The organism is Pseudomonas sp. CBS (assembly GCF_024734645.1).
Taxonomy (GTDB): domain Bacteria; phylum Pseudomonadota; class Gammaproteobacteria; order Pseudomonadales; family Pseudomonadaceae; genus Aquipseudomonas.
On the sequence record NZ_CP102929.1, the window covers coordinates 3,459,870 to 3,481,853 of the forward strand.

Consider the following 21,984-nt stretch of genomic DNA (forward strand, 5'->3'; position numbering starts at 1 on the left):
ATTTCAAAGGTGGGAGCGGGCTTGCTCGCGAATTAATCCACCTCGTTCCACCTGAAAACACGCAAAAAAAACGGAGCCCGAAGGCTCCGCTTTTTCAAACCACCAACCCGAATCAGGCCAGTTTTTTGTGCCGTACACGATGCGGCTGGGCAGCAGCTTCGCCGAGGCGTTTCTTGCGATCGGCTTCGTATTCGGTGTAGTTGCCTTCGAAGAACACGGCTTGGGAATCGTCTTCGTACGCCAGGATGTGAGTGGCCACACGGTCAAGGAACCACCGATCGTGAGAGATCACAATGGCGGCGCCCGGGAAGTCCAGCAGGGCTTCTTCCAGGGAACGCAGGGTTTCAACGTCGAGGTCGTTTGACGGTTCGTCGAGCAGCAGAACGTTGCCGCCTTCTTTCAAGGTCAGGGCCAGGTGCAAGCGACCGCGCTCACCACCGGACAGGTCCTTGACGAACTTCTGCTGGTCGCCGCCCTTGAAGTTGAAACGGCCCACGTAGGTGCGCGACGGGATTTCGTAGTTGCCGATACGGATCTGGTCGGAACCGTCGGAAATCTGCTGGAACACCGTCTTGCTGCCGTCGAGGTCGTCGCGGCTCTGATCCACACAGGCCAGTTGCACGGTTTCGCCGACTTCGATGGTGCCCGAGTCCGGTTGTTCCTTGCCCATCAGCATGCGGAACAGGGTGGATTTACCCGCACCGTTACCGCCGATCACGCCAACGATGGCGCCTTTAGGCATGGAGAACGACAGGTTGTCGATCAACACGCGGTCGCCGTAGCCCTTGCAGACGTTCTTGAACTCGATGACCTTGTCACCCAGGCGCGGACCGGCCGGGATGTAGATCTCGTTGGTCTCGGAACGCTTCTGGAATTCCTGGGACTGCATCTCTTCGAAACGCGCCAGACGGGCCTTGGATTTCGATTGACGTGCCTTGGCGCCTTTACGCACCCATTCCAGCTCGTCTTTCATGGCCTTTTCATGAGCCGACTGCTGCTTGGATTCGGCGGCCAGACGGTCGGACTTGGCTTCCAGCCAACCGGAGTAGTTGCCCTCGTAAGGGATACCGGCGCCACGGTCGAGCTCGAGGATCCAGCCGGCAACGTTGTCCAGGAAGTACCGGTCGTGCGTGATCGCAACCACGGTGCCCGGGAAATCGTGGAGGAAGTGCTCCAGCCAGGCGACGGAATCGGCGTCCAGGTGGTTGGTGGGTTCGTCGAGCAGCAGCATGTCGGGGGCCGACAGCAGCAGGCGGCACAGGGCCACACGACGCTTCTCACCACCGGACAGGTGTTCAACCTTGGCGTCCCACGCCGGCAGGCGCAGCGCGTCGGCGGCGACTTCCAGCTGGCGGTCCAGGTTGTGACCGTCGGCGGCTTGCAGGATGGCTTCGAGCTTGGCCTGTTCTGCCGCGAGTTTGTCGAAGTCGGCATCTTCTTCAGCATAGGCCGCGTAGACCTCGTCCAGGCGCGCCTGGGCGTTCTTGATCACGCTGACCGCTTCCTCGACCACTTCACGCACGGTCTTGGTCGGGTCCAGGATAGGTTCCTGTGGCAGGTAGCCGATGTTCAGGTCGGGCATCGGGCGGGCTTCGCCGTCGAACTCGGTGTCGACGCCGGCCATGATTTTCAACAGGGTGGATTTACCCGAACCGTTGAGGCCGAGCACGCCGATCTTGGCGCCCGGGAAGAAGGACAGAGAAATGTTTTTCAGGATTTCCCGCTTCGGCGGAACAACTTTTCCCAGCCGATGCATGGTGAAGACGTATTGAGCCATGGTGAACCTAGCGTCAGTGACTGATGAATTAAGCGGGCGAAACCCGTGCCAGGCCATGCGCCGCGCGGGCCGTTGATGTCTATCAATGCCTGCGTACGGTAGATGCCTGATTGTCTGGGGCTGGAACGCCCTCGCGTAACCGGCAAAGCTACCTGAATGCGCATGGGCAGTCCAGCCAAGCGGGGCTGGCACTTTGCCACAACACAAGGCATGCTAGCCGCCCTCCGGGCGTCCGGCTTATAGTGCACGTCGCGCGCCAGTCCAGCCAATCCGCAGGATCACAGTTTGTCCAACGTAACGCCGCCAACTCCCCTGCGCGCCGCTCATATAGCGCCGGGAGCGCCCCTGCACGGAACCCTGAAGGGCGCATTGGCGACGCTGGTCCTGCTGCTGCTCGCGTTATTGTTCTGGCAACTGCTGGACCAGCTGCAGCAAAACCAGAAAAACCAGCAGCAATACACCATCGACTACAGTGCCGACCTGGCCGAACAGATCAGCCTGAACATGGCCCTCAGTGCGCAGATCGCGCTGAACCTGTTACCGATCGTCGAGCCGCCACGGGACACTGAACAGCAACAAATTCTGATGCGTACCCTGCAACGCTCCCTGCCGGAGCTGCGCAGTGTCGCCCTGCTCGCCCCCAGCGGCGCGATGATCAGTGACAGCGCCGGCGACAGCCAGGACAGCGCCTGGCTCGAAGAGCTGGTCAAACGCAGCCACGCCCAGTCCTACTACCTGAGCAACAACAACGACGGCACCGTCATCTACCTGCTGCTGCACCAGCCCAGCGGCGGCACCAAGATGTACTGGGCCTTGCGCCTTGCGCCCAATTACCTGGCCAACCTGACTCGCCAGGACAGCCAGGGCCAGCGCCCGATGTGGGTCATCGAAAACCGCCTCAACCACCGGGTGGTCAGCCGTGACAGCGGCATGCCGGCCCAGTGGGCCTCGGCGTTGACCCCGGACGAATTGAACAAAAGTGTACTGGTCACGCCCCTGAGCAAAAGCGACTGGCAACTGCGCGGCCTGTTCGACCGTGCCGCCGTGCTGGAGCAACTGCTGCCGGCCTTTATCGGCAAATGCCTGCTGGGCCTGGCCTTTTCGCTGATCCCGGTGATCGTGCTGCTGAACATGCGCCGCCGCCAGCGTCAGGTGCACGAGGGCCGCCGTCGCTACCAGGATATTTTCGAAGGCACCGGCGTGGCCCTGTGTGTGCTTGACCTGTCCGGCCTGCGCGCGTTCTTCGATAGAGCCCGACTGCAAACCCGCGAGCAGTTGCAACAGTTGCTGCAAGACAACCCGGAACAACGCCGGCAACTGCTCAAGGAACTGCGCATCACCGAGGTCAATCAGGTGGCGGTGCGCCTGCTGAATGTCGCCTCCTGCGAACAAGCCTGGGAGCGCCTGATCGACGCCTGCCCGTCGAGCCCCACCGCCATCGGCAATCAGGTGATCGACGCGGTACTGACTCAACAAAAACAGCTCGAACTGGAAATCCAGCTCAGCGACGTTGAAGGCAACGACCAATACCTGTGGCTGGTGATGCGCCTGCCGGAACAGCAGGACGACTTCAAGGCAGTGATCCTGAGCATCAGCGACATCACCAGCCGCAAGCTGATCGAATTGTCGCTGGTGGAGCGCGAGGGTTTCTGGTCGGACGTGGTGCGCACCGTGCCCGATCACCTGTATGTGCAAGACGTGATCAGCCAGCGGATGATTTTCAGCAACCACCACCTGGGCCACACCCTGGGCTACAACAAGCCCGAGTTGCAGCAGATGGGCGAGTATTTCTGGGAAATCCTGCTGCACCCCGAAGACGCCGAGCACTACCACGACCTGCGCCTGCAACAGCGCCAGGCCGGCTACCTGAGCCAACTGCAGTGCCAGTTGCGCTTTCGCCACCGCAACAACCAATGGCGGCGCTTCGATATCCGCGAACAGGCCCTGGCCCGGGACAAGACCGACCAGGTCACGCGCATCATCGGCGTGGCCAAGGACATCACCGACCAGATCGAAGCCAGCGAATCCCTGCGCGACAGCGAACAGCGCTACCGCATGCTGGCCGAAAGCATCAGCGACGTAATTTTCTCCACCGACAGCAAGCTGGCCCTGAACTACGTCAGCCCTTCGGTGAACGCGGTGCTGGGCTACGACGTGGACTGGATCTTCGAAAACGGCTGGCAATCGACCATCGCCAACCCGCAGCAACTCACGGGCATCTACAGCCTGGTAGAGCAAGTCAGCCGCGCCCTGGACCAACCCGAATCCCTGGCGACCTTGCGCAACGACGTGCAGACCCAGCTATTCCTGTTCGACTGCCTGCGGGCCGACGGGCGCAAGGTCCCCATCGAACTGCGCCTGGTGCTGGTGTGGGACGAGCACGGCGCGTTCGAAGGCATCCTCGGCGTGGGTCGCGACATTAGCCAGCAACGCCGTGCGGAAAAAGACCTGCGCATGGCGGCTACGGTATTCGAACACTCGACTTCGGCGATCCTGATCACCGACCCGGCCGGCTATATCGTGCAGGCCAACGAGGCGTTCAGCCGGGTGAGTGGCTACGCGGTGGCGGACGTGCTCGACCAGTTGCCGAACATGCTCACCGTCGACGAACAGCAGGAAGCCCACCTGCGCTACGTGCTCAAGCAATTGCACCAGCACAGCACCTGGGAAGGCGAAGTGTGGCTCAAGCGCCGCAACGGCGAGCATTACCCGGCCTGGGTCGGGATTACCGCCGTATTCGATGACGAAGGCGACCTGGCCAGCTACGTGTGCTTCTTCAGTGACATCAGCGAGCGCAAGGCCAGCGAACAGCGGATCCACCGCCTGGCCTATTACGACGCCCTGACCCACCTGCCCAACCGCACGCTGTTCCAGGACCGCCTGCACACCGCGCTGCAGTCAGCGGAACGGCAGAAGTCGTGGGTGGTGCTGATGTTCCTCGACCTCGACCGCTTCAAGCCGATCAACGATTCCCTGGGCCACGCCGCCGGCGACCGCATGCTCAAGGAAATGGCCACCCGCTTGCTGGGCTGCGTGGCCGAAGACGACACCGTGGCACGCATGGGCGGCGACGAGTTCACCTTGCTCCTGCAACCGCGGGTCAACCGTGAGATGGCGCTGAACCGTGCGATTCACGTGGCCGAGCAGATTCTCGCCAGCCTGGTGAAGCCATTCGTGCTGGAAGGCCGCGAGTTCTTCGTGACCGCCAGTATCGGCATCGCCTTGAGCCCGCAGGACGGCAACGAACTCAGCCAGTTGATGAAGAACGCCGACACGGCGATGTACCACGCCAAGGAGCGCGGCAAGAACAACTTCCAGTTCTACCAGGCCGACATGAACGCCAGCGCCCTGGAGCGTCTGGAGCTGGAAAGCGACCTGCGCCACGCCCTCGAGCAAAACGAATTCGTGCTGTATTACCAGCCGCAGTTCAGCGGCGACGGCAAACGCCTGACCGGCGCCGAAGCCCTGCTGCGCTGGCGTCATCCCCGCCGCGGGCTGGTGCCGCCGGGGGACTTTATCCCGGTGCTGGAGGAGTTGGGGCTGGTGGTGGACGTGGGCGACTGGGTAATCAGCGAAGCCTGCCGTCAACTCAAGACCTGGCACCAGAACAAGGTGCGGGTGCCCAAGGTGTCGGTGAATATCTCGGCCCGGCAGTTCTCCGACGGGCAACTGGGCGAGCGCATCGCCACCATCCTCAAGGACACCGGCCTGCCGCCGGCGTGCCTGGAGCTGGAACTGACTGAAAGTATCCTGATGCGCGAGGTCAACGAAGCGATGCAGATCCTCGCCAGCCTGAAAAACCTCGGCCTGAGCATTGCGGTAGATGACTTCGGCACCGGTTATTCATCGCTGAACTACCTCAAGCAGTTCCCCATCGACGTGCTGAAGATCGACCGCACTTTCGTCGACGGCCTGCCGTCGGGTGAACAGGATGCACAGATTGCCCGGGCGATTATCGCCATGGCCCACAGCCTGAACCTGGCGGTGATCGCCGAGGGTGTGGAAACCCATGAGCAGCTGGACTTCCTGCGGGAGCACGGTTGTGACGAGGTGCAGGGCTACCTGTTCGGACGGCCGATGCCGGCGAGCCGGTTTGAGGCGCAGTTCAGCAATGACGCGCTGTTCATGTTCGATTAACCCCCCGTAGCAGCTGTCGAGCGCCAGCGAGGCTGCGTCGGCAGCGACTCGGTCCAGTGCCGGGCGATGGCTCGGCGGTGCGGCTTACGCAGCCTCGCTGGCGCTCGACAGCTGCTACGGGGCTAAGTGAGCCCCGCTTGTCCGCGACATGATGTCCTTTCATATGCCATCTAAAACCCATTGGGTTAGAATGCGCTTCTTTTCTGCCCCCGATCCTTGAGGACCGCCATGTTCAGCCGTGATTTGACTATTGCCAAGTACGACGCCGATCTCTTTGCCGCCATGGAGCAAGAAGCCGTGCGCCAGGAAGAGCACATTGAGCTGATCGCTTCGGAAAACTACACCAGCCCTGCGGTTATGGAGGCTCAAGGTTCGGTTCTGACCAACAAGTACGCCGAAGGCTACCCGGGCAAGCGTTACTACGGCGGTTGCGAGTACGTCGACATCGTTGAGCAACTGGCCATCGACCGTGCCAAGGAACTGTTCGGCGCCGATTACGCCAACGTCCAGCCACACGCCGGCTCCCAAGCCAACAGCGCCGTGTACCTGGCCCTGCTGCAAGCGGGCGACACCATCCTAGGCATGAGCCTGGCCCACGGCGGTCACCTGACCCACGGCGCCAGCGTTTCCTCCTCCGGCAAGCTGTACAACGCCGTTCAGTACGGCATCGACGGCAACGGCCTGATCGACTACGACGAAGTCGAGCGCCTGGCAGTCGAGCACAAGCCAAAAATGATCGTGGCCGGTTTCTCTGCCTACTCGCAGATTCTGGATTTCCCACGCTTTCGCGAAATCGCCGACAAAGTGGGCGCCTACCTGTTCGTCGACATGGCCCACGTGGCCGGTCTGGTCGCTGCTGGCGTGTACCCGAACCCGGTGCCATTCGCCGACGTCGTGACCACCACCACCCACAAAACCCTGCGCGGTCCACGCGGCGGCCTGATCCTGGCTCGCGCCAACGCCGAGATCGAGAAGAAGCTGAACTCCGCCGTATTCCCAGGCGGCCAGGGTGGCCCGCTGGAGCACGTGATCGCCGCCAAAGCGATCTGCTTCAAGGAAGCCCTGCAGCCTGAGTTCAAGACTTACCAGCAGCAAGTGGTGAAAAACGCCAAGGCCATGGCCGGCGTGTTCATCGAGCGTGGTTTTGACGTGGTGTCCGGCGGTACTGAGAACCACCTGTTCCTGCTGTCGCTGATCAAGCAAGACATCTCCGGTAAAGACGCTGACGCCGCTCTGGGCAAAGCCTTCATCACCGTGAACAAGAACTCGGTACCGAACGACCCACGTTCGCCGTTCGTCACCTCCGGCCTGCGCTTCGGCACCCCGGCTGTGACCACTCGTGGCTTCAAGGAAGCAGAGTGCAAGGAACTGGCTGGCTGGATCTGCGACATCCTGGCTGACCTGAACAACGAAGCAGTGATTGATGCTGTTCGTGAGAAGGTCAAGGCCATCTGCAAGAAGCTGCCGGTATACGGCGCTTAATAGCAAAAAGCCCGCTGTAGGAGCGAGCTTGCTCGCGAAAAACGTCAACGATAACGCGTGCATCCTGGATGCACGCGGTGCCTATAAGTTCTTCGCGAGCAAGCTCGCTCCTACAAGTGGGCTTTTTTATGCCTGATAGATGCGCTGGAAACCTTCGCGAATCTTTTCTTCCGGCAACTCGTCGGCAATAAACACAATCACACTTTCCCGCGTCTCGCCTTCGGCCCATTCGGTATCCCAGTCGAACCCGTAGAGCTTCAGCACGCCCTGGAACACCATCCGCCGGTCTTCCCCGGCAATGTTCAGCACGCCTTTGTAGCGCAGCAATTGCTTGCCGTGGTCTTCCAGCAGCTCGTTCATGAACTCGCTGAGCTTGTCGATATCCAGCGGCTGGTCGGTGCGCAGCACCAGGCTGGAAATACGATCAATGGACGGCGCCTGGCTAACCGGGCGCAAGGTCATGCCGGCATTGAGGTTGAAACCACGCACATCCAGCAGTTCGGCGAGGTCGATCTTGCCGTGCTCCACCACGCGTATCGGTGCGCGGCGGTTGATGCGGGTCAGGCGCTCGCTGAGGGCGTCGAAGGTGGCGTCGTCCACCAGGTCGCGCTTGCTTACCAGCAGGCGGTCGGCAAAACCGATCTGCGCCTGGGCGATGGTCTGGGTCAGGTGGTGCTCGGCGTGGGCCGCGTCCACCAGGGTGATGATGCCGTCGAGGATGTAGCGCTCGCGCAGTTCTTCATCGATGAAAAAGGTCTGGGCCACCGGGGCCGGGTCGGCCAGGCCGGTGCATTCGATCACCAGGCGATCGAAGGCGATCTCGCCGCTGTCCAGGCGTTCCAGCAGCAGGTACAGGGCCTTGGTCAAATCGGTATGGATGGTGCAGCACACACAGCCATTGGACAGGGTCATGACTTGCACCGGCTCGCTGCCCAGCAGTTGGGTGTCGATACCGGCGTCGCTGAATTCGTTTTCGATCACGGCGATTTTCAAGCCGTGCTCGGCCTTGAGCAGGTGACGCAACAAGGTGGTCTTGCCAGCGCCGAGAAAGCCGCTGAGGACGGTGACGGGAATGGGAGAGGACAAAGAATTCTCCTTGAAGAAACACAAAACAAATGTGGGAGCGGGCTTGCTCGCGAAGGCGGCGTGTCAGTCAGCACAGGCATCACTGAAAGACCGCCTTCGCGAGCAAGCCCGCTCCCACAAGGGATCACCGTAACCCGAACTAACGGGCTAGCAGCACTTGGGCCCACCCTTGCCGCCGTAACGGGCTTCCTGGCGTTCCCGGAAGAACGCCTTGTAGTCCATCATCGGCTTGTCCGGGTGCTTGGTTTGCATATGCTCGACGTAAGTGTCGTAGTCGGGCATGCCGACCATCAGGCGCGCGGCCTGACCGAGGTATTTACCGAGGCGACTGATGTCATTGAACATGATTGCAATCCTCTATCACGCGTCCGGGATGGCCTGGTATGGCGCTTCTTTGTCCGTACGTTCCTTTTTGCCCCAGGCGGCAATGCCGACTTTGAGCGCATAGAACAGGATGCTGAAGACCACGAACAGGAACAGCGCCGTCAGCGTTGCGTTGGTGTAGGCGTTCCAGATCACGTGTTGCATCTGGTCGATGCTCTTGGCCGGTGCGAGGATCTGGCCGCCGGCCAGGGCGTCGCTGTATTTCTTGGCCAGGGACAGGAAGCCGATCGCCGGGTTAGCGTCGAACAGCTTGATGAAGCCTGCGGTCACGGTGCAGATCAGCAGCCAGACAGCCGGCAACATGGTCACCCAGATGTAGCGCTGGCGTTTCATTTTGATCAGCACAACGGTGGCGAGCATCAGCGCGATACCGGCCAGCATCTGGTTGGAGATACCGAACAGCGGCCACAAGGTGTTGATGCCACCCAGTGGGTCGATCACGCCTTGGTACAGCAGGTAACCCCACATCGCCACACAACCTGCGGTAGCGATCAGGTTGGCGGTCCAGGACTCGGTACGCTTGAGCGCCGGCACGAAGGAGCCGAGCAAATCCTGAAGCATGAAGCGACCGGCACGGGTACCGGCGTCGACTGCGGTCAGGATGAACAGCGCTTCGAACAGGATCGCAAAGTGGTACCAGAACGCCATGGTGTTTTCACCCGGCAAGACGCTGTGCAAGATCTGCGCGATACCGACCGCCAGGGTCGGCGCACCGCCGGCACGGGCCAGGATGGTGGTTTCACCGATGTCATGCGCCACCGCCTGCAACGCTTCCGGGGTAATCGCAAAACCCCAGCTGCTGACAGTTTGCGCAACGGTCACCACGTCAGCACCGACAATGGCGGCCGGGCTGTTCATGGCGAAGTACACCCCTGGCTCGATCACCGAAGCGGCAACCATCGCCATGATGGCCACGAACGACTCCATCAACATGCCGCCGTAACCGATGTAACGGGCGTGCCCTTCATTGGCCAGCAACTTGGGCGTGGTGCCCGAGGAGATCAGCGCGTGGAAACCCGAGACCGCGCCACAGGCAATGGTGATGAACAGGAACGGGAACAGACCGCCCTTCCACACCGGGCCGGTGCCATCGATGAACTGGGTCAGCGCGGGCATTTTCAGGTCGGGCATGGTCACCAGGATGCCAATCGCCAGGGCGATGATGGTGCCGATTTTCAGGAACGTAGACAGGTAGTCACGTGGCGCAAGGATCAGCCACACCGGCAACACGGCGGCGACAAAGCCATAACCCACCAGCATCCAGGTGATCTGGATCCCGGTGAAGCTGAAGGCCTTGGCCCACACCGGGTCAGCGGCAATCTGCCCGCCCAGCCAGATCGAGCCCAGCAGCAACAGCACGCCGACAATCGAGATTTCGCCGATGCGGCCCGGGCGGATGTAGCGCATGTAGATGCCCATGAACATCGCGATCGGGATGGTCGCCATCACCGTGAAGATGCCCCACGGGCTTTCGGCCAGGGCCTTGACCACGATCAGCGCCAGCACCGCGAGGATGATGATCATGATCAGGAAGCAGCCAAACAGCGCGATGGTCCCGGGAATGCGGCCCATTTCTTCGCGGACCATGTCCCCCAGGGAACGGCCGTTGCGACGGGTGGAGAGGAACAGGATCATGAAATCCTGCACCGCGCCCGCCAGCACCACACCTGCGATCAGCCACAAGGTGCCGGGCAGGTAGCCCATCTGCGCTGCCAGTACCGGGCCGACCAAAGGCCCGGCGCCGGCGATTGCCGCGAAGTGGTGACCGAAAAGAATGTGTTTGTTGGTCGGCACATAGTCCAGACCATCGTTGTTGAGCACGGCGGGGGTAGCCCGCAGTGGATCGAGCTGCATCACATGGTTAGCGATGAACAGACTGTAGTAACGGTAAGCAACCAGATAAATGGCCACTGCTGCGACCACAATCCACAAGGCGTTGATCGCCTCGCCGCGGCGCAAGGCTACTACGCCCAGGGCGCACGCTCCTACGATTGCCAGCAGCAGCCAGGGTAGATGGCGTAGCAGGCTATTATTATTTTTCATTTTTATATTCCAGCCAGGGTGGACAGAAAGACAGCCATCCCGAGTTTAGCGCTACTGGCCTTAAAGGCCACCCCCCTACGTTGGTCTAGAGCCTTGCCGGAGCGAAAAAAGCAGAAAAAACCGTCCCATGATGGCGCACGGCTACAATTCTTTTATCCACAGAGGGTTTCACCATGAGCGAACAGCCTTCAGACCGACGCCGTTTCCGACGCATTGCCTTCGATGCCAGGACCGAGCTCACGCAAGACGGCCATGTCTGGTCGGTGCAATTGGTAGATTTGTCGCTCAAGGGCTTGCTGGTGCAACGGCCGCAAGACTGGCACGGCCATCGCTACGAATCATTCGACGTGGACATTCATCTGGACGCCGATACCAACGTAAAGATGCAGGTGCGGCTGACCCATGATGATCATGGGCAGCTCGGCTTTGTGTGCGAGCACATCGACCTCGACTCCATCAGCCACCTGCGGCGGATAATCGAGCTGAACCTCGGTGATCAGGCAGAGCTGGAGCGGGAATTCGCCGCCTTGCTGGAGACCTGAACATGTGGGAGCTGGCTTGCCTGCGATGGCGGTGTGTCAGTTTGCATATCAATCAGCTGATACACCGCCATCGCGGGCAAGCCCGGCTCCTACAGGGGTGATGGGTGGCTGGGCGACTATTCGAACAGGGCATCCAGCGCCTGCTCCAGGCGCGTCACCCCGATCACTTGCAGCCCCGGTGGCATTTCTTTCGGCGCATTGCCCTTGGGCACGATGGCGCGCTTGAAGCCGTGCTTGGCCGCTTCCTTCAGGCGCTCCTGCCCGCTGGGCACCGGGCGCACTTCACCCGACAGGCCCACCTCGCCAAACACCAGCAAATCATGGGGCAACGGCCGGTTGCGCAGGCTGGACATCACTGCCGCCATCAACGCGAGGTCAGACGCGGTTTCCAATACCTTGACCCCGCCCACCACGTTGAGGAAAACGTCCTGGTCATGGGTGGGAATGCCGCCGTGGCGGTGCAGCACCGCCAGCAACATCGCCAGGCGGTTCTGATCCAGGCCCAGGGTGACACGACGCGGGTTGGCCAGGTGGCTGTCGTCCACCAGCGCCTGCACTTCCACCAGCATCGGCCGGGTGCCTTCCCACGTTGCCATCACCACACTGCCTGGGACTTCTTCCTGGGCGCGGGTGAGAAAAATCGCCGACGGGTTGGAGACTTCTTTCAAGCCCCGGTCAGTCATGGCGAACACACCCAGCTCGTTGACCGCGCCAAAACGGTTCTTCACCGCCCGCAGCAAACGCAACCGCCCGTCGGACTCGCCTTCGAAATACAGCACGGTGTCGACCATATGCTCCAGCACCCGTGGCCCGGCCAGCGCGCCTTCTTTGGTCACGTGGCCCACCAGGAAAATCGCCGTGCCGCTCTGTTTCGCATAGCGCACCAGCAGCGCGGCACTTTCCCGCACCTGGGACACGCCACCCGGTGCCGATTGCAGTTGTTCGGTGAAAATCGTCTGGATCGAGTCGATCACCATCACCTTGGGCTTTTCCAGGCGCGCGGTGGCGATGATGCTTTCGATGCAGGTTTCGGTCATCACCCGCAGTTGGTCCTGGGGCAGGCCCAGGCGGCGCGCACGCATGGCCACTTGCTGCTGGGATTCTTCGCCGGTGACATACAGCGCCGGCATACGGCTGGCGATGCTGCACAGGGTTTGCAGCAGGATCGTGGATTTACCGATGCCCGGGTCACCGCCGATCAGCACCACCGAGCCGTCCACCAGGCCGCCGCCCAGCACCCGGTCCAGTTCACCGGAAGCGGTGGAGAAACGCGGGATTTCTTCGACGCTGACTTCGGCCAGGGTCTTGATCTGGGTTTGTTGCCCGGTCCAGCCGGAACGGCCACTGGGGGCCACGGCGCCGCCGCTCTCGATCATGGTTTCGGTCAGGGTGTTCCACGCACCGCATTCCGTGCACTGGCCGGCCCACTTGGGAAAGGTCGCGCCGCACTCCGTGCAGCCATACATGCGCTTGGCCTTTGCCATTTGAGAACCTCCAACCGAAAAACCGCGATGATAGCTCAGCGCGGCGCCGGGGTACGGATTTCACCGCTGGCCAAACGTGAAGCGCTGTTACCGATCGGGTCTTCGGCATTCAGATCGGCGCCCTTGGCTTTCAGTTCATCCAGCAGTTCCACGCGTTTGAACAGCCCGGCATACATGGCCGCCGTTTGTCCGGCACCGTTGCGTTGGTCAGGATTGCAGTCGGTGGCCAGCAGGCGCTGGGCGATTTTCAGCTCACCCTTGAAGATCGCGCCCATCAAGGCGGTGTTGCCGCGTTTGTCCTGCACGCAGGCATCGGCGCCGGCGGCGAGCAATCGGTCCACGTAGGCACTTTCGCCGTGATAGGCGGCGAGAATCAGTGCCGTGTAGCCTTTTTCATCCTGGGTGTTCAGCGAATAGCCGGAGTCGATGAAGGTGTTGAGCATTTCCACGTCGCCACGGCGGGCGGCGTCGAAGTAGTAATCCTGCAGTTGTGTCTTCACCGCTTGCGGGTCGGGTGACTCGGCATGCGCGGTAAAAGCCAGCAAGGCTGTGAATAAAGCGATGTAGATACGCATGGGGTTTTCTCCTGCGAGGTGTCGACGCCCATGCGGGGCGCCGACAGGGGCCAACCAATCAGTCAGTCAGCTTTTCAGCCAGCGCCTTGACGCGGGCCAGGTCACCCTTGGCGACTTTGGTCACGCCGGTGCCGTACTCCGGATCCGCCTTGTAGAGGAACGACAGGATGATGTGCTTGCTCTCGTCATCGGTGGTGGCCAGGGAGCCGCCGAAGTTGTCGATCAAGTCCTGACGCTCTTGCTTGTTGAACGAGCGGTACAGGTCGCCGGCCTGCTTGAAGTTCTGCTCACGCTGGATCTTCGCTTGCTGGGTACTGCCCGACAGGGCCGACTGGCTGTACCGCGCGGTTTGCGGCTCTTCCCGTGGCAGCAGGCGGCTTGGCTGGTAGTTCACGCCAGTGGTGGTCTTGCCGAAGTTCATCGCGCCGTCCTGGTTACCGTTGTTGACGGTCACCCGGGGTGCGTTGATCGGCAGTTGCAGGGCGTTTGGCCCCAGGCGGTACATTTGCGTATCGGCATAGGAGAACACCCGGCCTTGCAGCAGGCGGTCTTCCGACGGTTCGATGCCCGGCACCAGGTTGGCCGGCGCCATGGCGACTTGCTCGGTTTCCTGGAAGACGTTGGCGGGGTTGCGGTTCAGCACCATCTGCCCGACTTTGCGTTCAGGCACGTTTGGCCAGATCTTGGTGGCGTCCAGTGGGTCGAAATCAAACTTGGCCAGGTCTTCAGGCTTCAGCACTTGCACATACAGGTCCCACTTGGGGAAGTCGCCCTTGTTAATGTGCGTGACCAAATCATTGGTCATATGGCTGTAGTCACGGCCCTGTACTTCAGCTACTTGTTTAGGGTCAAGGTTCTTGATGCCTTGCAGGCTCTTCCAGTGGAACTTGACGTAGTGCACTTCGCCCTTGGCGTTAATCAACTTGTAGGCGTGTACACCGTTACCGTCCATTTCCCGGTAACTGGCTGGAGTACCGGAGTCCGAGTACAACTCGGTCAACGTACGAGTGGACTCCGGAACATGGGAGAAGAAGTCGAAGCGACGGGAATCATCATCCAGGTTAGTGCGCGGGTCTGGTTTAAAGGCGTGAACCATGTCCGGGAACTTGATCGCATCGCGAATGAAGAACGTCGGGAAGTTATTACCGACCAGGTCCCAATTACCTTCGGCGGTGTAGAACTTGGTGGCAAAGCCGCGTGGGTCACGCAGGGTTTCCGGCGAATGGTTGCCGTGAACGACCGCAGAAAACCGCACAAATACCGGCGTGGCTTCACCGGCGGCAAATACCTTGGCCTTGGTCAGGTCGCTGAGGTTATCGGTGACGGTGAAGGTACCGTGAGCGCCAGTGCCACGGGCATGCACAACGCGCTCCGGAATACGCTCGCGATCAAAGCGCTGCAGTTTCTGGATCAGTTGCACGTCTTGCAACAGGACCGGGCCATTCGCACCGGCGGTTTGCGAGTTCTGATTGTCACCGACCGCCGCGCCATTGTCGCGTGTGAGGTTGGCGGCGTGTACGGACAGCGAAAGAAGACTGGCGCTCACTACAAACAGCACCTGTCGCGCAGAAATAGGCCCGCGGCTAATAGGGTTTTTCATCGAGGTTTCCTCTGGTTTTTTTAATGCACATTGAGTTGTGCTTGCCAGAGGCTAGTGACCCGCGAGTCAGAAGATAAATAGAAAAGCCGTACCAACCCGATTAAAAAAATAGTGTGGTAACCCCCTGAAATAGCGGGTATTCCGCGCGCGATTGGTGGCACTTTGCAAACTATTTGCGATTTAATGTGTCGATAAAAACGGACACTGTAAGCAGTTGTGTCGCGCAAGCCGCGCCACACTGTCTTACACTGGCTTCTACCTCCTCATCTGTAACAAGGAATAACCTATGGGCGTGTTAAGTGAGTTCAAGGCCTTCGCGGTCAAAGGTAATGTGGTCGACATGGCCGTCGGTATTATCATCGGTGCCGCCTTCGGCAAAATTGTTTCCTCCTTTGTAGGCGACGTGGTGATGCCACCCATCGGCCTGTTGATCGGGGGTGTCGACTTCGGCGACCTCGCCGTAACGCTTAAAGCCGCCCAGGGCGATGCGCCTGCCGTCGTACTGGCATACGGCAAGTTCATCCAGAGCGTGATCGACTTTGTGATCGTTGCGTTTGCGATCTTCATGGGCGTGAAAGCCATCAACCGCCTGAAGCGTGAGGAGGCAGTGGCACCTAGCCTGCCGCCGGTCCCGACCAAGGAAGAAGTGCTGCTGGGGGAGATCCGCGATCTGCTCAAGGCACAGAACAGCAAGCCCGAGTAAGCTCGGCAAATAAAATAAAGGCGCCTGCAGGGCGCCTTTGTTTTACCAGTAGTTTTCTACCGCGACCTGCCCCGGACGGCGGGTCAGGCTCAGTTGCATGTCGCGCTGTTTGAGCAACTGACGCGTGTCGTCGATCATCTGCGGGTTACCGCAAATCATCACTCTGGAATGCTCAGGGGTCAGCTCGATGCCTGCGGCGCGCTCCAATTCACCGTTCTCGATCAGGGTGGTAATCCGCCCATTCAGCGCGCCCGGATGTTGCTCACGGGTCACGATAGGAATGTAGGTGAGCTTGTGGGCGTGCTCCGCCAGGTACTCACGCTCACCCAATTCATGGATCAACGACTGATAAGCCAACTCCTGGGCTTCGCGAGCGCTATAGACCAGGATGATCCGCTCGAATTTCTCCCAGACCTCGAAGTCCTGCAGGATCGACAGAAACGGCGCAATACCGGTCCCGGTGCCCAGCAGCCACAGATCGCGACCATCCACAAAACGGTCCAGGGTCAGAAAGCCCGTGGCCTGGCGTTCTACCAGCAGGGTATCGCCCTCGCGCAAGCGGCTCAGCTCACTGGTGAACTCGCCACCCGGCACGACGATAGAGAAAAAATCCAGGTGTTCGTCAAACGGCGAGGACACCACCGAATAAGCACGCCACACAATGCTGCCATCGGCCTTGGTCACCCCCAGGCGCACGAATTGCCCAGCGCGAAAGCGAAAGCCCGGGTCCCGGGTAGTGCGCAGGGTAAACAGGCTGGGGGTCAGCGATTGCACGTCGAGCAGGGTTTGGCGGGTGTATTTTTCAGCACTGGCCGTCATGGGAAACTCCATTTGCAGAGGCCCCTAGTGTCCCCCAAAGCGCCGCCTGGAAACACCGATGGTTTGTGCTGGCATTGGCGCTGCGCGTAGGCACAACCGCTGGGCGGTACTAAATATTTGGCTATTAGCCGCCTTCCAACCAGCCATTAGATGAGGAGATGTAACTAAATATTAATAAGTTGCATTTAGAGCAAGTCCTTAAAAAAAATGGAAAAATCTTATCGAGCGTCTGAAACCTGTACACCGTAGCCAAGTTGTACAAATGTTATTGGCCTAACGCCCGATTAAACATAACCAAATTTTTATTTCGAGCTGTAGCCGTTGTCCTACACTATTTTTTCATGTTGTAACCGGGGGCCTTGGAAGTACCCCATGTAAAAACCGTGCACATGGAGAGTTATCGATGGTCAACTGGCACAACACTCGCCTGCCCAAACTCGAAGGGGAAAGCGAAATAACCAGCATGTACGAAGCAGCCCTCAACCTTACCTACGAGCTTGGCTTCCAATACTGCGCATTCACCCTGAGTTCTCATCTACCCAACAACCAAACGAAAACCGTCAACCTCAACAACTATTCAAATGAGTGGAATGCGCTGTACAGGCAAGAGCACTACTTTGATCTCGACCCTGTGGTGGCGCATTGCAAACGCTCGGTTCTACCGATCGTATGGGACGAGAAAACCTTTTCTTCGGTACCGGACTTATGGGCTCATGCCCAGTCCAACGGATTGAATTTCGGATGGACCCAATCGGTTCATGACTTCCAGGGTGTTTTCAGCATGCTGAGCCTGGGGCGTGCCACCGGCCCAGTGGGCCCTGAAGAACTCTATGAAAAAGCCGGACAAGTCCTCTGGATTTGCCACGCCATGCACGCGGTGGTGGCCAAAAAATATGCAGACAAGCCCAGTCCGCAAGCGCCCAGCAAATTGACCCCGCGTGAAACCGAGATCCTGCAATGGTCGGCCATGGGCAAGACCGCCTCGGACATCGCCACCATCCTGTGCCTGTCCGAACGCACGGTCGGCTTTCATATCAGCAGTGCGATGAAGAAACTGGGCGTCAGCAACAAGATTGCCGCAGTGATCACGGCAGTCAAATGCGGGTTGTTTTAAACACCGCATGTAATCCAGGGGAAAAAAACGTAACATTTGCGGCCAGTTCCGGGTGATGACGCGAGCCCCTGATGCGCCTCGCGTCGCCGCTCACCCCGATGGTTCGCTTACCCAGAGTCTCCCCCGCCATGCCCCTGCTCGACAGCCCCTTCGCCCAACTCGACCTGATCCGTCAGCCAGAACAGCATAACGACCCGCTGCAAGCGTTTGATGCAGCCGATGAGTATTTGCTCAGCTACCTGGCGGAACAACAGCTGACGCCGGCGACCCGCGTGCTGGTGCTCAACGACAGTTTCGGCGCGCTGGCGGCCAGCCTCGAAGGGCATGTGCAGGTCACCTCCAGCGGTGACTCGTTCCTCGGCGCCCTGGGCCTGGAGAAAAACCTGGCGCGCAACGGCAAGGCTTTCGACGCGGTAACGTTCCTGCCCGCCAGCCAGACGCCGACAGGGCCGTTCGACCGTGTACTGATCCGCGTGCCGAAAACCCTGGCGCTGCTCGAAGAACAACTGATTCGCCTGCAAGGCCAGCTGGCACCCTGCGCCGAGGTGATTGCCGGGGCGATGGTCAAGCACTTGCCACGGGCCGCCGGTGAATTGCTGGAGCGCTTTATCGGGCCGATGCGCGCCTCTCTTGCGGTCAAGAAGGCCCGCCTGCTGATCGCCACCCTGGCCGACCGGCCGCACGCCGTATCGCCCTACCCGACGCGCTACAGCCTGGAAGCTCCGGCCATCGAACTGCTCAACCACGCCAACGTGTTCTGCCGCGAAGGCCTGGATATCGGCACCCGGGCCTTCCTGCCGCACCTTCCGGCAAACCTGGGGGACGCCCGGGTAGCAGACCTGGGCTGTGGCAACGGCGTACTGGCAATTGCCAGCGCGCTGCAGAATCCGCAGGCGCAGTACACGCTGGTGGATGAGTCCTATATGGCTGTGCAATCGGCCGCCGAGAACTGGCGCGCGGCATTGGGTGAGCGCGACGTGCTGGTTCGCCCCGGCGACGGCCTGGCCGATCAAGAAGCGCAATCACTGGACGTTGTGCTGTGCAACCCGCCGTTCCACCAGCAGCAAGTGGTGGGTGATTTCCTCGCCTGGCGCATGTTCCAGCAGGCACGGGAAGCGCTGGTAGTGGGCGGCGCCCTGTATATCGTCGGCAACCGTCACTTGGGTTACCACAGCAAGCTGGCGCGGTTGTTCCGCGGTGTCGAGCAAGTGGCGGCCACGCCGAAGTTCGTGATTCTCAAAGCGCGCAAATAAAAAAGCCCTCCATAAAGGAGGGCAATAGTTACAGCGGGATGTCAGTGGGTGGTCAGGCCCGCGGCATTCATGAACATGCGCATCAGGCTGGCCACCACGAACAGGGCCAGGACGCTGCCGGTCCAGATCATCGCCAGCCAGCCCAGGCGCTGCCAGAGCGGCTTTTTCTCGGCCTGTTCGATGTCGTGCAACGAAGGTTTGCCGGACATGAGTCAATCCTCCTAGTGATAACCGTCTTCGTGGGTGACCTTGCCGCGGAACACGTAGTAGCTCCAGAAGGTGTAGCCCAGGATGAACGGGATGATGAACAAGGTGCCTACCAGCATGAAGCCCTGGCTTTGCGGCGGCGCGGCGGCGTCCCAGATCGATACCGACGGCGGGATGATGTTCGGCCACAGGCTGATCCCCAAGCCGCTGTAGCCAAGGAAGATCAGCACCAGCGTCAGCAGGAACGGCGTGTAGTGCGCATTCCGGGCCACGGCGCGAATCAGGCCGTACATGGTCACCAGCACCAGGATCGGCACCGGCAGGAACCAGAACAGATTCGGCAGGGTGAACCAGCGCGACGCGATTTCCGGATGAGCCAGCGGCGTCCAGAGGCTGACGATGCCAATCACCGCCAGCACCACGAAGGCCAGGGGCCGCGCGAGGTTGTGCATCTTCTCCTGCAAGCTGCCTTCGGTCTTCATGATCAGCCAGGTGCAACCCAGCAGCGCGTACGCGACGATCAGGGCCACGCCGCAGAACATCGTGAACGGCGTCAGCCAATCCAGTGAACCGCCGGCAAACTGGCGGTCGACCACTGGAATGCCATCAATGAACGCCCCCAGCGCTACGCCCTGGAAGAACGTCGCCGCCAGCGAGCCGCCGATGAAGGCTTTGTCCCACAGGTGACGCTTGTCGTCCTTGGCCTTGAAGCGGAACTCAAACGCCACGCCACGAAAGATCAGCCCGATCAGCATCAGCATCAACGGCAGGTACAGCGCCGAGAGCACCACCGAATAAGCCAGCGGGAACGCGCCAAACAACGCCGCGCCGCCGAGTACCAGCCAGGTTTCGTTGCCGTCCCACACGGGGGCGACGGTGTTCATCATCACGTCACGGTCAGTCTTGCCCGGGATGAACGGGAAGAGAATGCCGATCCCCAGGTCGAAGCCATCCATGACCACGTACATCATGATGCCGAAGATGATGATCACGGCCCAGATCAGCGGAAGATCAATACCCATGGCTCAGTTCCCCTTGTTCAAGGTGTCGCCGTGATCGGCATCGGCACTGTCATCAGCCGCCGACAACGGACGGGCCGGTGTGCGTTTCTGCCCAGGACCACCGTGAGTAGGCTCGGTGCTTTCGTGGGTCACAGGCCCTTTGCGCACCAGGCGCATCATGTAGCCCAGGCCCGCGCCGAACAGCGCGAAGTACACCACCACAAACAACACCAACGTAATGCTCATCTGCGCAAAGCTGTGATTGGACGAAGCGTCCGCCGTGCGCATCAGCCCGTAGACCACCCACGGCTGTCGGCCGATTTCGGTGGTGAACCAGCCGGCGAGAATCGCGATCAGGCCGGACGGGCCCATCCACAGCGCCAGGTACAGGAACGGCTTGGACGTGTACATCTTGTCGCCACGGCGCAGCCAGAGGCTGAACAGGCCGGTGAAGATCATCAGGAAGCCCAGGCCCACCATGACCCGGAACGACCAGAACACGATGGTCGAATTCGGACGATCCTCAGGCGGGAACTCCTTGAGGGCCGGCACCTGCTTGTCCAGGGAGTGGGTCAGGATCAGGCTGCCCAGGTACGGAATTTCTACTGCGAACTTGGTTTTTTCAGCCTTCATGTCCGGCCAGCCGAACAGGATCAACGGCGTGGGCTCGTTGCCGATATTTTCCCAGTGGCCTTCAATCGCGGCGATCTTCGCCGGCTGATGCTTGAGAGTATTCAGGCCATGGAAGTCACCGATGACCGCCTGGATCGGCGCGACAATCAGCGCCATCCACATCGCCATCGACAGCATGGTGCGGATCGCCGGGTTGTCCTTGCCGCGCAGCAAGTGCCAGGCTGCCGAAGAACCGACGAAGAACGCGGTCGCGACGAAGGCTGCCGTGGCCATGTGCATCAGGCGGTAGGGGAACGACGGGTTGAAAATCACGGCCAGCCAGTCGGTAGGAATCACCCGGCCATCAATGATTTCAAAGCCCTGTGGCGTCTGCATCCAGCTGTTGGAGGCGAGAATCCAGAAAGTCGAGATCAGCGTGCCGACGGCCACCATCACCGTGGCAAAGAAGTGCAGCTTGCGCCCGACCTTGTTCCAGCCGAACAGCATGACCCCCAGGAAACCGGCTTCGAGGAAGAACGCCGTGAGTACTTCATAGGTCAGCAACGGCCCGGTGACAGCGCCGGCGAAGTCCGAGAAGCGGCTCCAGTTGGTGCCGAACTGATAGGCCATGACCAGACCGGAGACCACGCCCATGCCGAAGTTGACGGCAAAGATCTTCGACCAGAAATGGTAGAGGTCACGGTAGGTGTCGTTGTGGGTCTTGAGCCACAGGCCTTCCAGCACCGCAAGGTAACTGGCCAGGCCGATGGTGATGGCCGGGAACAGGATATGGAATGAGATGGTGAACGCGAATTGAATTCGGGCGAGATCTAGCGCCTCCAAACCGAACATAAGTCTTCCTCTGTCAGGTAATACCGAATGCTGGCTGGAGGCCTGCACCCACTGCCCCCACGGATATGGAGTGTGGCGAATTCAAATTCGTTTCTTTTTATAACCAATCACGCAGGGATTCTGGCCTTGCGGCCGCCAGAGCAATTCCGGCGAGGGTTTTGATCTGGATCAAGCATTGCTGAAAGAGTAGTCCCATTTTCGCGAGAGCAAGGCGTGGTCTTTTGCCGCGTGACAGGTTGTCTCAGTGGTCACTGGGTGTTGGCTTTGGTGAGATTGGGCGTGCTTTGGGTGTATATCCGTTATTTGGGTGATG

17 protein-coding genes are annotated in these 21,984 nt (G+C 60.3%); 6 read left to right on the plus strand and 11 right to left on the minus strand.

Going from position 1 to position 21,984, the window contains the following annotated elements:
* Nucleotides 1-112: 112 nt before the first annotated feature.
* Nucleotides 113-1,777, minus strand: coding sequence for an energy-dependent translational throttle protein EttA (gene ettA / locus NVB75_RS15750; protein WP_003215833.1), 1,665 nt, complete (start codon nt 1,775-1,777; stop codon nt 113-115).
* A gap of 285 nt (nt 1,778-2,062) precedes the next feature.
* On the opposite strand from ettA, the gene NVB75_RS15755 reads away from it, so the two are divergent.
* Together NVB75_RS15755 and glyA are read left to right on the plus strand one after the other, a co-directional pair.
* Nucleotides 2,063-5,914 (plus strand): bifunctional diguanylate cyclase/phosphodiesterase, encoded by a 3,852-nt coding sequence (locus NVB75_RS15755; RefSeq protein WP_258348268.1) that lies wholly within the window; start codon nt 2,063-2,065, stop codon nt 5,912-5,914.
* A gap of 228 nt (nt 5,915-6,142) precedes the next feature.
* Complete coding sequence (glyA, locus tag NVB75_RS15760) at nt 6,143-7,396, plus strand: serine hydroxymethyltransferase (protein WP_063027005.1); 1,254 nt, start codon at nt 6,143-6,145, stop codon at nt 7,394-7,396.
* A gap of 126 nt (nt 7,397-7,522) precedes the next feature.
* Here the strand turns inward: glyA and yjiA are convergent, their stop codons facing one another.
* The 3 genes from yjiA to NVB75_RS15775 form a co-directional block, all read right to left on the minus strand.
* Nucleotides 7,523-8,482, minus strand: a complete 960-nt coding sequence (gene yjiA / locus NVB75_RS15765; protein ID WP_258348270.1) for a GTPase — start codon at nt 8,480-8,482, stop codon at nt 7,523-7,525.
* A gap of 147 nt (nt 8,483-8,629) precedes the next feature.
* The gene (locus NVB75_RS15770; protein ID WP_003176208.1) at nt 8,630-8,827 is read right to left on the minus strand and encodes a YbdD/YjiX family protein; all 198 of its coding nucleotides are present in this window, start codon (nt 8,825-8,827) and stop codon (nt 8,630-8,632) included.
* 15 nt (nt 8,828-8,842) lie between these two features.
* The gene (locus NVB75_RS15775) at nt 8,843-10,909 is read right to left on the minus strand and encodes a carbon starvation CstA family protein (RefSeq protein ID WP_076014030.1); all 2,067 of its coding nucleotides are present in this window, start codon (nt 10,907-10,909) and stop codon (nt 8,843-8,845) included.
* 173 nt (nt 10,910-11,082) lie between these two features.
* Between NVB75_RS15775 and NVB75_RS15780 the strand changes: the two genes are divergently transcribed.
* Nucleotides 11,083-11,451, plus strand: a complete 369-nt coding sequence (locus NVB75_RS15780) for a PilZ domain-containing protein (RefSeq protein WP_258348272.1) — start codon at nt 11,083-11,085, stop codon at nt 11,449-11,451.
* Nucleotides 11,452-11,567: 116 nt separating this feature from the next.
* Here NVB75_RS15780 and radA read toward each other — a convergent pair whose 3' ends face one another.
* From radA to katB, 3 genes are read right to left on the minus strand one after another with little or no spacing between them, the layout of a single operon-like run.
* Nucleotides 11,568-12,935 (minus strand): DNA repair protein RadA, encoded by a 1,368-nt coding sequence (radA, locus tag NVB75_RS15785; protein WP_003215821.1) that lies wholly within the window; start codon nt 12,933-12,935, stop codon nt 11,568-11,570.
* Between the two features lie 35 nt (nt 12,936-12,970).
* A complete protein-coding gene (locus NVB75_RS15790; RefSeq protein WP_258348275.1) occupies nt 12,971-13,510 on the minus strand; it encodes an ankyrin repeat domain-containing protein in 540 nt (179 codons plus the stop codon).
* A gap of 58 nt (nt 13,511-13,568) precedes the next feature.
* Nucleotides 13,569-15,110, minus strand: coding sequence for a catalase KatB (gene katB, locus NVB75_RS15795; RefSeq protein WP_258348276.1), 1,542 nt, complete (start codon nt 15,108-15,110; stop codon nt 13,569-13,571).
* Nucleotides 15,111-15,396: 286 nt separating this feature from the next.
* Between katB and mscL the strand changes: the two genes are divergently transcribed.
* Nucleotides 15,397-15,813: a large-conductance mechanosensitive channel protein MscL gene (gene mscL / locus NVB75_RS15800; RefSeq protein ID WP_003215816.1), complete on the plus strand. Its 417-nt coding sequence runs from the start codon at nt 15,397-15,399 to the stop codon at nt 15,811-15,813.
* Nucleotides 15,814-15,855: 42 nt separating this feature from the next.
* Here the strand turns inward: mscL and NVB75_RS15805 are convergent, their stop codons facing one another.
* Nucleotides 15,856-16,632, minus strand: coding sequence for a ferredoxin--NADP reductase (locus NVB75_RS15805; protein ID WP_258348278.1), 777 nt, complete (start codon nt 16,630-16,632; stop codon nt 15,856-15,858).
* A 403-nt stretch (nt 16,633-17,035) separates the two neighbouring features.
* Between NVB75_RS15805 and NVB75_RS15810 the strand changes: the two genes are divergently transcribed.
* A complete protein-coding gene (locus tag NVB75_RS15810) occupies nt 17,036-17,746 on the plus strand; it encodes a LuxR family transcriptional regulator (RefSeq protein ID WP_258348280.1) in 711 nt (236 codons plus the stop codon).
* A 128-nt stretch (nt 17,747-17,874) separates the two neighbouring features.
* Nucleotides 17,875-18,999, plus strand: a complete 1,125-nt coding sequence (locus NVB75_RS15815; RefSeq protein WP_258348286.1) for a methyltransferase — start codon at nt 17,875-17,877, stop codon at nt 18,997-18,999.
* Between the two features lie 41 nt (nt 19,000-19,040).
* Here NVB75_RS15815 and NVB75_RS15820 read toward each other — a convergent pair whose 3' ends face one another.
* Genes NVB75_RS15820 through NVB75_RS15830 form a run of 3 tightly spaced genes read right to left on the minus strand, consistent with a single transcriptional unit; the run spans nt 19,041 to nt 21,671 of the window.
* Nucleotides 19,041-19,208 carry a DUF2474 domain-containing protein gene (locus tag NVB75_RS15820; RefSeq protein ID WP_003215809.1) on the minus strand — a complete coding sequence of 56 codons (168 nt, stop codon included), beginning with the start codon at nt 19,206-19,208 and terminating at the stop codon, nt 19,041-19,043.
* Between the two features lie 12 nt (nt 19,209-19,220).
* Nucleotides 19,221-20,228, minus strand: a complete 1,008-nt coding sequence (gene cydB / locus NVB75_RS15825) for a cytochrome d ubiquinol oxidase subunit II (RefSeq protein WP_008432810.1) — start codon at nt 20,226-20,228, stop codon at nt 19,221-19,223.
* A gap of 3 nt (nt 20,229-20,231) precedes the next feature.
* Nucleotides 20,232-21,671, minus strand: a complete 1,440-nt coding sequence (locus NVB75_RS15830) for a cytochrome ubiquinol oxidase subunit I (RefSeq protein ID WP_008432808.1) — start codon at nt 21,669-21,671, stop codon at nt 20,232-20,234.
* Between the last annotated feature and the right edge of the window lie 313 nt (nt 21,672-21,984).